The sequence below is a fragment of the Agrobacterium vaccinii genome, assembly GCF_021310995.1.
Lineage (GTDB): Bacteria > Pseudomonadota > Alphaproteobacteria > Rhizobiales > Rhizobiaceae > Agrobacterium > Agrobacterium vaccinii.
In genome coordinates this window covers 968756-982055 of record NZ_CP054151.1, presented here as the reverse complement: position 1 = coordinate 982055, position 13300 = coordinate 968756, and the positions used below count along the sequence as shown (strand labels likewise).

The window sequence follows — 13300 nt, the reverse complement described above, 5'->3', positions numbered from 1 at the left end:
GCGCCAACACCGAACCTTCCTCGAAGGGTGTCTGGTCGCCTCACGATCCCAAAGGTGGCGGTTCAAGAGGCATTCGATCTTGCGGCAGCCGTCACGCGCATTCGAAGATATCGCACACATATTTCCAGACAGGGGGACGCCAGCGGCGGCTCAAACGACAGCAGCTTGGACGATCAAGCGATCCTTCTGGCGTTCCGTCGCCAACAGGCGCAGGGCACGTTGCGTTCGCAACGGTTCCGTATTCTCGATAGTGCGGGCCAACATCCGGTCTTCTCGGTGAGCCCAATCCCATAGGCATATCAGCCGCTCGTCGGTGGCGATCCGCTGAAGAGCGTCCAAAGCGAGGCGATCTAAGGCTCGAGTTCCCTCGTGCAGCAATGGTTCGTCGGTGGTATCGTCCAGAACATAGTAGTCACCTTCGTCGACGAGATGCCCATGGGTCGTGAGTCCGACCAGGACGCTCCGCGCTCGGGTTGATTTCGCTCGTGCCAGCCAAGCAAACAGCTCAAAGGGGTTGATCCTAAGCAGTAGGAGCGCTTTGACGATGCGTACGGACACAAGGCTATCCATGTCTTTGTTCGACTTGCGCATCACACGCTCGAATGGCACGGGCTCGCCGCCGTTGAACCAATTCATCGCGACGCTGCAGAACAAGCCGCGCAGTGCATCCTGTTCCTCTCTCGGCCAGCGCCAGAGCCCAAGTCGCATAGCGCCTTCCATGGGAAAGTAGTCATGGTCAAAGTTAAGGAATGTTAGTTCCAGCCCACGGGGCAGCCAATGCAGGAATGTGTCGCGGCCGCCGGAGCAGTTCGGATGTTCGAAGTAGATTTGCCCGAAGCTTTCCAGGGTGGCGCGACGCGGATCGCCCGCACTTCGTGTTCGTGCCTCGTCATCTACCGAGAAGCACTGGCGGCACCAATCCCATCGCGGACGATAATGGGAGAAAGCCGTGTGGAGCTGAGAGAGACAGCTATCGACATCGGGAGGGTTGAGGTCGAAGCGATGTAGGGTTTGCTCGGCCTGATGGTCTGATTGGCGACGAGTATTCTTCAACGAGAGGCGTCCCTATGGCAAAACGGTTCAAGCCATGAAGCGATGAAACATAGATTTGTCCTCTGGCAGCCCACATTGTCCATACTCTGCAGATGATCGGTCAAAAGCAGGGTGATCGCAAGCCGCGTCACGCACGCGAGCTAAACGTTTCCCACAATGTCGCTCTGGGCCACATGCGGTTTTCCGCGCTGCGCCATTTGCGAAGGAAGTCAATAGCCATCAGGTTTTCGCTTGTTCATAGGCGACGAACAAATCGGTAACGAGAACGCCGTTGATCCGCATGCCCGTTAAATCGGCGTCTTTGATGTCCGAATCTGCCAACGTCACGCCGCTTATTGTTAAGCGCGATAGGTTCGCATTCGTGATGGCGGCTCCAGAGAGATTGACGTCGTTAAAGCGCGCATCTGCAAGGTTGATATCGTCAAAAACGGCTTCGCTTAAATTAGTGTCGGTGAACCTCGCCTTGGTCAAACAAGCGTAAAACTGTGCGTCGGCGAGGTTTACGCCATCGAAATTAGACCCTGCCATATCGGCGCGCTTATAATGCGTTCCCTGCATCTGAGGGCCATCAAACTCAATGTTTTTTTGTGGCTCGGCCATCTTCGTATCCTCCTTCGAGCATGACTGCTGCTCGAAGAATGCCAGAATGTCCGGTTATTTGCGACCGGCGAATCCAAAATAGAAACAAGTCCAAGCTGATCTCGAAGAAGCTCCCTGACTTTCCTCGTCGCCAAGTCTGTCGCGAAAGTTAGGCTTCACGGCTATTGCTCCAACGGGCGAATGACCGCTTTGCGCCAACACGGTCATTCCTGTGCTCAGGCGCTAAGGACGATAATCGCCTGATGCCTGCTTCCCAAGATCAGCCTCACAGTCGAATAGGTCGTCTAGGATGTGATTGCCAGTTGAGCTCAGTCCGAGTTAGGCTAGCCGAATGGATCAACTTATAGAAGAAAAGTTGCGTGAATTGAGAGACGCTCTGGAGGGACGGCTGCGGCCGAAGCAGCACCTCGTTTTCGATCCCGCGAATAGCGCGGTTTATGGCGGCGTCGCTGGTGGATCCTTGGCAGTGGAACAGTTTGAGGTGGCAGAGGGCCTCACGATTCGACAGACTTTTGCTCATGTGATGTCTCCATACTTGATAGCTTTTGCCAAGCCAGATGCTGCATCAAAGCCGCATCCGGGTCCGTGGCGTCCAGCGTCGGGTGGCATCGGGTTTGATGTGTGTATCGAGGTCGCTCTCGCGGAGCGCGCATCTCCAATTAATTTCGACCGTATGAACTCGGTTTGGTGGACACTTTCCTTGCTGCGATTGATAACAGGAATGCCGTTGGTGCTTCCAGTGCTTTCGGATACGGCATTTGCCGACGCACGAGACTGTGAGCACGACCCGCAGTTTTGGCCGATTGAGATATCGCGTCCGCGCATGGGGCCACGAGTGACCAATGAGGTTATTGGTATCGACCATCTGGAGGCGGTTAGAGAACTCTTCGCTCCGGGCGCTGCGCTAATGAACATTGAGCACTTCAACCGTGCGTATCAGACAATGGACTCTGCGCCGTTCGCTCACTCAAGCGGAGCAGCGATGGTAATGATATGGGCCGCTCTTGAGACCCTCTTTCGTCCAGGGCAAAATCAACTGACAAAGCGGTTGTCCAAGGCCATTGCGACGTACCTTGAAGATCCCGGCGGCAAACGCGAAGCGCTGCAGCAGCGCATCACGCAGCTTTACGAACTAAGAGGTAGCAGCGTTCACAACTCCCAAGAGGCAACTGGTGCTGCTCTTGCAGAGAGCGCTCGCTTGGCTCGACTTGCCTTCATTACTTGCATTTCGCAGGGCGCGGTGCCCGACTGTGACACGCTCCTGCATCATTGGCTTTCCGAGCACATTAAGAACCAGACATCGACGTGATGATGGGGAAAGTGCTCGTGGCTGGACTCAACCAACTCAGCGGGTGCCAATTGCAGTCCGGCAACGACCGCTTCGGGCCGAAAGCGGACAACAGCAAAAAATGCTTAAATCTCAGCGTCACCTTTCTCTCGCACATTATCCAACAGCCAGATTCCGGCCCCGGTGCGGTCGTTGCTTGCGGGTCCCCAGCCAATTTTCCTAGTCGCTCTCGAAAGCGACGTAGGGCCCAATGGACTGCGGCCGACATGCGCAACTTATTGAGAAGACGCCACTTTTCCGTGCTGGAGATCGTCGCTAATTTTGATCAAAAAATGGTCAAAATTGACTTGCCTGGGGACCTTGGATTCTCACATGATTTCAATGACTTAAAAGAACGTCCTTGAAATTCCCTCTGTTTTCCAATCGCGAGCGACCGTGGATGCCACCTTTGTGCCCTGGCTTTGGGCATCAGTCAACTGGACGGTCTAACGGCAATAATTTCCGCTTTCGGGCCTCAAGTTCGCGGTGAGGCAGCCACAGAGCGCCTGGCAGCTTTGCGGCTTCAGACCGGCCGTTCCGGCTGACTCCGAACTTGCCAAAAACGGACGTTTGAACTAGGGTTGCAATTCGTCCAGCTACAATCCTCCCGATGTGTTGGAGCAGCAGGGTCCAAGTCGGCATGTATGCTCGGCGCTATCATTGATTAGACACACTCACGTAATGGAAGGTTTCCGTGCCAGCTCGGACCCGTTCGCAAAAAATTGGCGACAAAGGCCAGAATCAGGTTCGTGAACAGGTGGATGCGCATCCCCATTGGATGTGTAGATTTCAGGACCTTGACTACGGTGTTGACCTTGAGGCCGAGTATGCGCCAGCCGAAGGCGACGGACAGCGCCCCGCAGGCAAGCTGTTAAAACTACAGGTCAAGGCGACCGAGTCGGCGGACGTGCACGGACAGGTGGTCCACGTTGTACTTGAACGATCATTCCTAAGTTACGCGCTGCAGTTCCGGTTGCCCGTCATACTTGTGCATGTGGACGTGACGACGCGTTCGGCTTGGTGGCTTTGGCTCCAGTCCTGGGCGCTGGAACACGAAGAGCGCCTTACGTCATCGCCCGACAATGCAACCATCACAGTGCATATACCGCTTCATAGAACGCTTGAAACTGGCCTCGACCACGAACTTATCGATGTCGTATCAGGAAAACACGCGTCAGCCGTGGTGCTCGCGCTAAGGGAGCTGGCGGACGTTGCCGCTAGCGACGGCCAGCAGATCAAATTATTCAGGGGTGTGCTTGCACTACTGGATGATATCGAAGCTCCGAATCGGCTCCGCACGGCGGAGAAGATCATAGAGCTTCTGGTCGGCTTGGGGTCAAACCCTGGCTTGTGGCAAACGTCGCAGCTAATCCCGCAGATCGTTGCGACCGTCGAACGCCTTGGTGACATGTTTAGTCAGGACCAAGTCCTACGCCTGGTCCTGCGGTATGATTCCTACTCGCGGGCCGGCCTCGAGGGTCTAGCAACATTTTACGATTGCTGGCCAGAGCAAGCAAGGGCAATGGATTTGCCATCAGCTTTTCGGGATGCCGACGTAGAGGAAGTGGCATGGTATTGCTCTGCGCGTGAACATTACGCCGACCTCAGTGGCTATCAGCTCGTCATGCGTTTTAGCAACGGCGCCTTACCACAAACTCGTTTCGGCGAACTCCAGCTACGAGACGATGATGACTTGTCGTACCGGCTTTTCACAAAATATCCCACACGAGGGAGCTCAATTCTTCTCGACAATCTGATCTGGGTGGAAACCCAGGCGCCGGAAGCCTCTTGCTCGTAGTGTACCGGCTTTACGGTCGTGCCGGCTCATTATGATAGGTGTTATGTGGGCAAATGCGGCCCCGCTGCCGAGGATGACCAATTTACGGACTACGACCTTTGCGACCCCGAATATCACGGAGCGGATTCCTGCGCTCTCGGTTACGGGCTCCGGGACTGAGATAGCCGCCGTTCAGGTGGCGGCCGTGCCCAGACGGCAACGCGCCTTCATGTCGGACATGGAGACCTAATTATCGGATCCTTGAAAGCAGACGTTTCCGCCCACCACTATGGAGGTCATGGTTGCGCCGATACTGTTGAAAATCTCCATTGAACATCAGCAATGGCACTCCTCGGCCGAATCGTCAGGTATAGTTTTCTGACGGTTGGGGAGAGGTGAAACCACTTTGCTTGTGCCATGTAGGGCGAGCTTGGCACACGCAATATTATTTCAGCGATCCTGAAGCGAAAGCCGCCTGCTGGGGTTTTTCAACAGTATCCGCCAGTAGCAGACAATGCGGTAGGGCCACAGAGCGGACCCTCGAGGATAGTCTCCCGCTGCTACGCCCTTGCGGCCAGCGCGCTAGAGCGTATGCCCGATATCGAGAATGGGATGCTGTCCAAACCAGTCTGTGAGCGTCGCCATCGCCGAAGGCTCTAGCTTCTGCGTAAACAAGAGCGCCAGACGACGCTTCGGACGAGACACCGCAACATAGAACAGGTTGCGATAGCGCTCATAGGCGGCAGCCTTGGCCGCTATCTGAGCAGGATTCTTGGCCATTCCGAGATAAGCGTTGAAGTCATACTCATTCCAACCGCGGCCAAATACGACGAGCACGTTCTCGAACTGATCTCCCTTCACCCCGTGCTTGGTTTGAAACGGCGAATGGCCGTCGAGGTAAGTACAAAGGGCAATGACGTCCGCGTAGGCGACGTTGTGCAGCTTGCTTAGTTCCTTTTGGCGGCTCGACAGCTCCCCTCCAGCGGCGATGGCATGGGCAAGATCCTTCTCCTGACGCTCGACCGCGTCCGACAAGATCGGCAGACCTGTCGCCTGCAGGTGAGCAATGACTTCGCCGATCGTGACCTGGGTTGAGGACCCTGACTTTCAGTCAGGCGTAGTCAAGGCACCCCCGGCACTTGCTACAGAAATGGCCGACCTTGTGCGCTTTAAGACGTCAGCTCTGACATCGGTCGGATTTCAGCGTAACGGAGTCTGGGGCGAGGAGACAGCTTCTCAGAAGATCGAGCATCTGGGTCTGATGTTCGGTGCTCTGGCTGCGGCCAAAGATGGAGAGGTGAAGGGTTACGGGGTGCCGCTGCGGCAGTTGACATTTGGGCTGCTTGTATTTCCGGGTGTGTGGGATTGGTATCTGCAGTGGCGCGAGAAGCGCAGAGGCTTCTTTACCGCGTGGGAGGTCGACATGCTGCGGATCGCTCTAGCTATCACCAAAGAGGAGACGGGGTGGCTTCGACAGCATCCGGAGCTTCTGGCCCGCGTTCAACCGATCGAGGGCCTCGTCTCGCAAGATCAGATCGATTACGCGAACGCCGACTGGCACGCTGCCTGTGATGACTTCCACAAGCATGCGGCTCATCGCGCCAAAGAAATACAGCGGATTGCTCGAGTCCATCGCGATCCGTTCGAGCCAATCATGCCGGTTCTAGAGGCAGAAAGCCCTGTTGGTGAGTATAGAAAGATCACCGAGGAGATCATCCGCTTGATGCCAGATGAAGAGCGCTACCCTCGGCCGGCTGCCGAAGCGGTACGATCATTTCTGATGCTGAGACTTGGTTTGCATCTGGGGCTCCGCCAAAAAAACCTCCGGCAACTGATGCTCAACCCAAAGGGATCGATGCCGCGTTCGGAACGCGCGTTGGAAAAGATGAAGCGCGGCGAAATCCGTTGGAGTGACCGAGAAGGCGGTTGGGAAGTCTTCATCCCTGCCATTGCCTTCAAGAACGCGCACTCGTCCTTTTTTGGCGACAAACCTTTTCGGCTTGTGCTTCCAGACCTCTTGGATCTCTATAAGTACATCGACGCCTATGTCGATTACCATCGCTCGGTGCTGCTAAAGTCGGCCGCTGATCCCGGTACCTTCTTCGTCAAGACCGTCAAGACGACCAGCACCAATGCGGCGTATGACACGACCAGCTTTTACGAGGCATGGCGTCTCACCATCCAGCGCTACGGGATCTACAACCCCTACACCGGGCGAGGTGCAATCAAGGGGCTTTTGCCTCACGGTCCCCACAACGTCCGCGACGTGCTCGCGACTCACATCCTGAAGCAGACCGGTTCTTACGAGCAGGCCAGCTACGCAATCCAGGACACGGCCGACATGGTCGCAAAGCACTATGGACGCTTCTTGCCCCAAGATAAGGCAGCACTTGCCGCACGCATTCTCAATCAGGTCTGGGAGGCTGCTTAACGCAAAAGGAGACGTCGGAAATTATTTCCGGCGTCTCGCATCATTCTTTGCCTCACGCGCCCAAGGCGGCGGTAGTCGCTTCTCGATCCATGGCAATAGTTTGATCGGCTTCGGTTCAATGCCGGACGTGATGATCGGATATTTGCTCAGAGCATCGCGCATCAACGGTACGCCGGCAGGATTTGTGTAGCGAAGGCTGGTCTCACTGCCCTGACTGAGCCTTCCCGAGATATCGTCGATGACCAAGGGTGGCACACCTGCCTGGAGGAGAGTGTCTGCCATGCCGTGACGCAGCGCGTGGAAAGCGCGATCCCACATTTTCTCTCCTAGCGACTGTTTCATGATCGGAAGGAAGACGTCGTAGAAGCGGTCCCCCGGATCGTTCGTGGTCTTATCTGAGAATAGGTCAGGAAATACGGCCTCATATCCCAAGTCCTGGAGAGCGGCGCAATACTCCAAGAAGCCCAGGCGAACCAGTTCATCGGGAAGCGGTAGCAGCCTCTCCGATTGCTCGGTCTTTAATCCTCTAAACTTATTGGTACGCAGGATGAGCACCAGGCCATCATCGTCTTCGGCGATGTCGTTCAATGCAAGACCGGCGAACTCGCTTCGACGCGCACCGAGATAGGAAAACATAATGGGGAGGAAATAGGCTGCATCATGGAAGACATGCGGTCCTGGTTTCTTGCGTCCGCGATCATTATTCAAGGACCCAGTATAGATCGGGCTGGAAAAGATTGGTTTGATTTCGTCCGGCTTCGGCTTGTGCTGCTGTTTGCGAATGGAGCCAAGCTTCGGTTTCTTTGGCCTCAAGCCTTCAAACGTCCAATCGTCGAGTTCAAACCCGTGCCCACGTACATGCTTCAAAAAGTGATTCAGGTTTCCAAAATGCTTGCGGATCGTTGCGGCGCTCAAACCCACCGCCGCGACCGCGCCTTCAGTCTCGGCTTGCTTGCGTAGCTTTTGCCCTTCGGCTCGTAATTCGGGGGCGGACATCGCCCTCATTCTGGCGCTCTGCCCCCAACGCGTCGGAATATCATTGAAGTGCTGACGAAGCTTGCCGATGTGGTACTGGCTAATCCGCCCGGTATGTTCCACACCGTGTTCTTCGAGCACGCCCTTGAAGATGCGAACCAGCGCACGAGCATCACGTGCGGTGGTCTCATCCCAAGAGTCCTTCATGTTCTGCACGAGCTTTTCGCACTCGGTCTCGAAGTCTGCAATTTGGATCACAGGACGTGCCTTGCCCTCGACCGGCTGATCGATGGCTGCGGACTGCTGTGATGGAGTAAGATCAAGCATCTTGATCGGCGGATCTTCTAGCTCGGGCGGCGTGACAACGTCATCGGCGGGAGCTGCAGTCACCGAAGATGATGACGTCGTTTCAAGGAATGTACCTTCGATGTAATTGGGCTGTGGTCTGGATGCCGCACCGCCTGTAAGTTCGCTGAGATCGCGGTCGGCGAGCGGGTGCCTTTCGGCGACGTCAAACAGAGCTTCTGCCCGCCCGCTGAAATAGGCCTTCATGGCCTTTTCCTCGTTGAGCGCGCTTGGATTGATGTCGAACAAGTACATCAATCTGTGGAGACCCTCCTGAAAACCGCGTGAGGTCGCCTCCTGACAAAGTTCGAGATAGTTCGAGCGGATTGAAAAGTAATGGGAAGCGGAGACCCCTTGTTTTCGAAGATAGGTGTGGCCGGGGCAATCGGCCTCCAGTGTCAGGCGATGGCGAATCCCGAACATCTCAAGAAGACGATAGGCCCAGCCATTTTCGAGATCCATTTCCAGCTCTGCGATATCGGCCGGACGGCCATAGCGCCGTGCGACCATCGAGACGTCGTCCAGATGCTCGAGCATCTTGTCACGTTCGTGTTCGCAAAGCTTTTGGAGCTGCGCCTTTGACATGGGGTCCTTCTGTTTCAACTTAAGTTCGGCCATCAGCACGTTGAGCTTGCGACCAATGACTTGAGCTTTCTTATGATCAGAACAATGAAGGCTTAATGAAAGTCGGCTGCCTGGTAGGCATTGCCGAAACGCGTTTGGAACACGCGCACGCCAATAAAAGATATTGCCGCGGCGGATGAGATTCTCGACGTCGTGGCGGACCGCCATGAAGTTCTACCCTTGCCTGCCACCTGAAATGCCGGCGCGCATATTGCGCGTGGGCATCACCTGTGGGCTACAGTTGTGGGCACCAGGTCGCCAATGATGCCAAAACGATATCCGACACGACTGGAAGATCAAGGGATTAAGGGTATTTAGAGAGAATTGGCTGGGGAACCTGGATTCGAACCAAGATTAACGGAGTCAGAGTCCGTCGTTCTACCGTTGAACTATTCCCCAACGCAACCGAAGTGGCTGCGCCGCTTCGTTAAGGGGGTCGTATAAATGATTTGTCTCGCTATGCAAGCTGAAAAATGCGTTTCAGTCAGGAAAATGCTGCTGGAGGGATTTTTCTACTGCACGTAACTCGTCTGGCCAGCTCAGGCGAGTGGCTGAATTTTCGTTGGTCGGTAATGGCGGATATTGACGAAATGTGGTGAATGCCACGTGAAGTACAGCTTCTATGAAAAACATCCATTCAAAATCTGAGCCTTATCAAAAAAACGCAAAAAATCGACAAAAGCTTTTTCATTGGTCCCCGAAGCTGTGCCTACAATTGCCTCGCTTCCATCGGCAGGGTGTATCGCGAGACATCATGGCGGCTGTAAGAGGTGTTTGGGATTTGACCGAAACATGCGATCGAAACCGAGACATCGGTGCCACGAACCCAGCCACGGCCCCGGACCCATCGAGAGCTCCGCCAAGCCAAGATGTCTGGTTGCGTGGCGAGACGGATGGAGTGTTTGTATGGGAGCCATAATGCCTCAAACAAACCCTCCCCTCGGCTTTGGCTGAGGAAACACACGGACGGGACAGCCAGTGGCCACGCAAATGCGGACAAATAGACCACAAGTGACCGCATTTGCGTGTGCTCTCCGGGCCTGAACCACCGCAAACCACGGACGCTCCGCGCCGCGTGAACACTTCGGTTTTCCTACCTTAGTTCACCAATCCTTACACGCAAAGCCTCGTTTTCCGCCTCCAGTTGAGATAACCTTTCGCGGAGAGGGGTGACGGCCTGTTCTACCTCGTGTTCAGTGTAACGCGGTGTGATGTGTTGCGGGCAGTTCCAGTCGAAGGCTTCGAGCCTCAGCTTGAAAATTCGCTCGGCGCGCGCACGGTAATTCAGGTCGGAGACAGCGGCTGTGAGGGCGGGGTCCGCTTCGAGCGTCAGGTGCTCGACATGGGCATAGATTTTGAGACGGGCGTGGCGTGCATAATCCATCAGGAACAGGCAGGTACGGTCGTTGACGGCGAAATTGCCGGTACTGATATATTGCCGGTTGCCGCGATAATCCGCAAAGGCAAGCGTCTGGTCGTCGATGACCTTGAGAAAGCCCGGCTGCCCGCCCCGGTGCTGCACATAGGGCCAGTCTGTTTCTGATACGGATGCCATATAGAAGCTGTCGCGCGAGGCGATGAAGGCAATCTCGTTTTCGGTGAACCGATCGGACGGTCGGTCGTGGCCGCCGAGCCAGATTTGATCAGCACCCATTTCCGCTTGAGCGGCCCTGACGCTTGGGGTCACTGCGACCTCCAGAAAGTGATATGGCATGGCGTTTCCTGCGCTGAAGAAGAGGACGCCCGACCCTATCATAAGCGGCGATGCCTTCACATCGGCCTTGGGTCGCTGGTAGCTGATTATCGAGCACCACTCATTAACGGAGTGGGATCTTTGATGTCATCGAGAGGTCCCTCCAGGGCTGTCCGTGGCGGGATCAGTTTCGGCTCGATGATCGTGACCGTGGGGCGGGCAGGAGGTTGCTCTAGGAGATCAAATCCCCGCTCGAGCATCTTGGAGATGTCAGGCTTGATCATGTAGACCGGGAACGGAAGGAACGAGGCGAAGGGATCATAGTCGAAACAGCCGACGACGATGTCGCCGAAGGTTTCGCCATCGTGCCCTCCCATGAAGCGAAGCAGGCCTTCGAAATTGATGGAGGAGTTGACGAAGAAACAGCGCGGCAGGCGGCCTTTGCGGTCGAAAAAGCGCTCGAAGGCGAGTTCCGTCATGCGCGGCGAGTAACCCGTGATCTCGATATCGTCGCTGCTTTTAATCCCGAAATAGCTGTTTTTCACCGCGTGGAAACCGGCGATGCGGTCGCGGCTGGCATGGTCGTCATGGCCGCCGAATAGAATGACGTCTTCCGGGCTGAGGGCCCCGTTGCGGGCGGCATGGGCGAGGATTGCCGATGTCAGAACCTCCGCACCATGCCTGTTGTCTGAAATGACCGAAGATGCCAGCTTGCCGGGCAGGTCGATGTTGACATGGGGTAAGGCGGCGCGGGCACAGACCTGGTGAACGCCATCCGGGTCTGTCACGCCAGCGATAAACAGGGCGTCGATGGAATAGGCGATCAGCGTCTCGACGGTCCGGCGTTCCTCTTCGGGATCGCGCCGACCGGACACGACCATAGGAGAGAGACCGCGCAGACGCGCCTGCGCCTCAAAGGTCTGGGCCATGGACGAAAAGAACCTGTTGTCATAGACCGGCACCAGCAACCCAACGAGGCCGGATTTAGAGCTTCTCAAGCCACGGGCTTGAAGGTTAGTGGTGTAGCGCTGCGCTTTAGCCAGCGACAGGATTTTGCCCGCCGTTTCTTCCGAAATCCGCCGTTTGCGCCATGAACCGTTCAAGACAGCACTCACGGTAGATGCCGATGCGCCTGACAGAACGGACAGGTCATAGATGGTGGCTTTCTTGCCGTTCGGCTCCGTCATTTTGGTCCCCCTACTGATTCCCATTATAGAAGCAGTTGTCCTCTTGACGAAAGAGTGCGTCGTGTTATGTTCATTGCACCATCGATTGTGCAGATACGCAATATCGATTGTGCGGAGATGGTTGCTATGGGAGTGGCACGGGAACGTCTCGAATGGGCGAGATGAAAGATTTTGCGCGCGGGGTATCAAGAAACCGCTGCGAAAAGCCGATTGCCGAGTGTTTGGAGGAGGAACATCCATGAATAAAATAATCGCAGCCCTTGGTCTGTCGCTCGCACTGCTGTCATCCACGGCGTTTGCCGAGGGGCCGAAAGTGGGCGTCGTCGTCAAGATCGGCGGCATTCCATGGTTCAACGCTATGGAAGCTGGAATCAAGGAGCAGAGCACCAAGCTCGGCGTCAACGGCTTCATGGTCGGTCCGACCAGCGCCGATCCAGCCTTGCAGGTGCGCGCTATCGAAGATTTGATCGCGCAGAAAGTCGATTTTATCGGTGTCGTACCGAACGACGCGAAAGTGCTGGAGCCGGTTCTGAAAAAGGCGCAGGCAGCTGGCATCAAGGTCATCACGCATGAATCACCCAAGCAGCTTGGCGCAGATTGGGATTTCGAGCTGGCCTCTGCGAAGGGTTTCGGTGAGGCCCACGGCAAGCTTCTGGGCGAAAAGATGGGCGGCAAAGGCTCTTACGCCGTATTCGTCGGCTCCCTGACCGTTCCGCTTCACAATGCCTGGGCCGATGCGGCCATTGCCTATATCAAGGCGAATTACCCCGATATGAAACTCGTCGGCGACCGCTACGGCGTTGCCGAAGACCTCGACAAGAGCCGCTCAACGGCACTCGATCTCATGTCGGCAAACCCTGATCTGCATGGCTTCCTGGCCTTTGGTTCGCAGGGACCGATCGGTGCTGGACGCGCCGTCGAAGAGCGCCGCAAGGACGGCAAGGTCTTCGTCATCGGGCCTTTCTCACCCGGACAGGGCGCCAAGCTGATCAAATCCGGCGCGCTGACAGGCGGCTTCATGTGGAACCCGAAGCTGGCGGGTGAGGTCTTCATCACGCTTGCAGACCATATCGCAAAGGGTCAGGTTCCCAAAGCCGGTGATAATATCGAAGGTCTCGGCACAATCACGCCCGAAGGCAACACGATCATCGTCGATCAGCTCCTGAAGATCGACAAGGACAGCATCGACAACCTCGTCTCCATGGGCCTCTGATCCTCCCCAAGGCCACGGCGTCGCGTGAACGCAAATGTCACGCGACGCCGGTTCACAGTTGAAATGCTAGTTTTA

General features: G+C 55.9%; 10 protein-coding genes, 1 tRNA gene and 1 pseudogene. 5 read left to right on the top strand and 7 right to left on the bottom strand.

What is annotated here, in order from left to right:
• Positions 1-150 precede the first annotated feature (150 nt).
• A complete protein-coding gene (locus HRR99_RS19615) occupies positions 151-1053 on the bottom strand; it encodes a hypothetical protein (RefSeq protein ID WP_233124518.1) in 903 nt (300 codons plus the stop codon).
• A gap of 219 nt (positions 1054-1272) precedes the next feature.
• Entirely contained in the window at positions 1273-1653 is a 381-nt protein-coding gene (locus HRR99_RS19610) for a pentapeptide repeat-containing protein (RefSeq protein WP_233124517.1), read from the bottom strand.
• A 331-nt stretch (positions 1654-1984) separates the two neighbouring features.
• Here HRR99_RS19610 and HRR99_RS19605 point away from each other — a divergent pair, with 331 nt between their 5' ends.
• The 3 genes from HRR99_RS19605 (at position 1985) to HRR99_RS19595 (ending at position 4778) form a co-directional block, all read left to right on the top strand.
• Positions 1985-2962 carry a HEPN domain-containing protein gene (locus tag HRR99_RS19605; RefSeq protein WP_233124516.1) on the top strand — a complete coding sequence of 326 codons (978 nt, stop codon included), beginning with the start codon at positions 1985-1987 and terminating at the stop codon, positions 2960-2962.
• 17 nt (positions 2963-2979) lie between these two features.
• Positions 2980-3345 carry a hypothetical protein gene (locus HRR99_RS19600; RefSeq protein WP_233124515.1) on the top strand — a complete coding sequence of 122 codons (366 nt, stop codon included), beginning with the start codon at positions 2980-2982 and terminating at the stop codon, positions 3343-3345.
• Between the two features lie 329 nt (positions 3346-3674).
• Positions 3675-4778, top strand: a complete 1104-nt coding sequence (locus HRR99_RS19595) for a DUF4365 domain-containing protein (RefSeq protein WP_233124514.1) — start codon at positions 3675-3677, stop codon at positions 4776-4778.
• A gap of 561 nt (positions 4779-5339) precedes the next feature.
• Here HRR99_RS19595 and HRR99_RS19590 read toward each other — a convergent pair.
• Entirely contained in the window at positions 5340-5792 is a 453-nt protein-coding gene (locus HRR99_RS19590) for an ATP-binding domain-containing protein (RefSeq protein ID WP_233124513.1), read from the bottom strand.
• A gap of 49 nt (positions 5793-5841) precedes the next feature.
• Between HRR99_RS19590 and HRR99_RS19585 the strand changes: the two are divergent.
• Positions 5842-7188, top strand: a pseudogene (locus HRR99_RS19585) (hypothetical protein); the annotation flags it as partial.
• A gap of 21 nt (positions 7189-7209) precedes the next feature.
• On the opposite strand, the gene HRR99_RS19580 reads toward HRR99_RS19585, so the two are convergent.
• From HRR99_RS19580 to HRR99_RS19565, 4 genes are all read right to left on the bottom strand, one after another.
• Positions 7210-9300 carry a DUF6538 domain-containing protein gene (locus tag HRR99_RS19580; RefSeq protein ID WP_233124512.1) on the bottom strand — a complete coding sequence of 697 codons (2091 nt, stop codon included), beginning with the start codon at positions 9298-9300 and terminating at the stop codon, positions 7210-7212.
• 157 nt (positions 9301-9457) lie between these two features.
• Positions 9458-9531: transfer RNA gene (locus tag HRR99_RS19575), tRNA-Gln, on the bottom strand.
• Positions 9532-10225: 694 nt separating this feature from the next.
• Positions 10226-10846, bottom strand: coding sequence for a pyridoxamine 5'-phosphate oxidase family protein (locus HRR99_RS19570; RefSeq protein WP_233124511.1), 621 nt, complete (start codon positions 10844-10846; stop codon positions 10226-10228).
• A gap of 86 nt (positions 10847-10932) precedes the next feature.
• Positions 10933-12012, bottom strand: coding sequence for a LacI family DNA-binding transcriptional regulator (locus HRR99_RS19565; RefSeq protein WP_233124510.1), 1080 nt, complete (start codon positions 12010-12012; stop codon positions 10933-10935).
• Positions 12013-12250: 238 nt separating this feature from the next.
• Between HRR99_RS19565 and HRR99_RS19560 the strand changes: the two genes are divergently transcribed.
• Complete coding sequence (locus HRR99_RS19560) at positions 12251-13225, top strand: substrate-binding domain-containing protein (protein WP_111838674.1); 975 nt, start codon at positions 12251-12253, stop codon at positions 13223-13225.
• Positions 13226-13300 lie beyond the last annotated feature (75 nt).

What these genes read in the sequence shown, in the direction of transcription:
- HRR99_RS19610 (WP_233124517.1), bottom strand. Translation starts at nt 1,653, where the DNA reads ATGGCCGAGCCACAAAAAAACATTGAGTTTGATGGCCCTCAGATGCAG.
- HRR99_RS19605 (WP_233124516.1), top strand. Translation starts at nt 1,985, where the DNA reads ATGGATCAACTTATAGAAGAAAAGTTGCGTGAATTGAGAGACGCTCTG.
- HRR99_RS19580 (WP_233124512.1), bottom strand. Translation starts at nt 9,300, where the DNA reads ATGGCGGTCCGCCACGACGTCGAGAATCTCATCCGCCGCGGCAATATC.
- HRR99_RS19570 (WP_233124511.1), bottom strand. Translation starts at nt 10,846, where the DNA reads ATGCCATATCACTTTCTGGAGGTCGCAGTGACCCCAAGCGTCAGGGCC.
- HRR99_RS19565 (WP_233124510.1), bottom strand. Translation starts at nt 12,012, where the DNA reads ATGACGGAGCCGAACGGCAAGAAAGCCACCATCTATGACCTGTCCGTT.
- HRR99_RS19560 (WP_111838674.1), top strand. Translation starts at nt 12,251, where the DNA reads ATGAATAAAATAATCGCAGCCCTTGGTCTGTCGCTCGCACTGCTGTCA.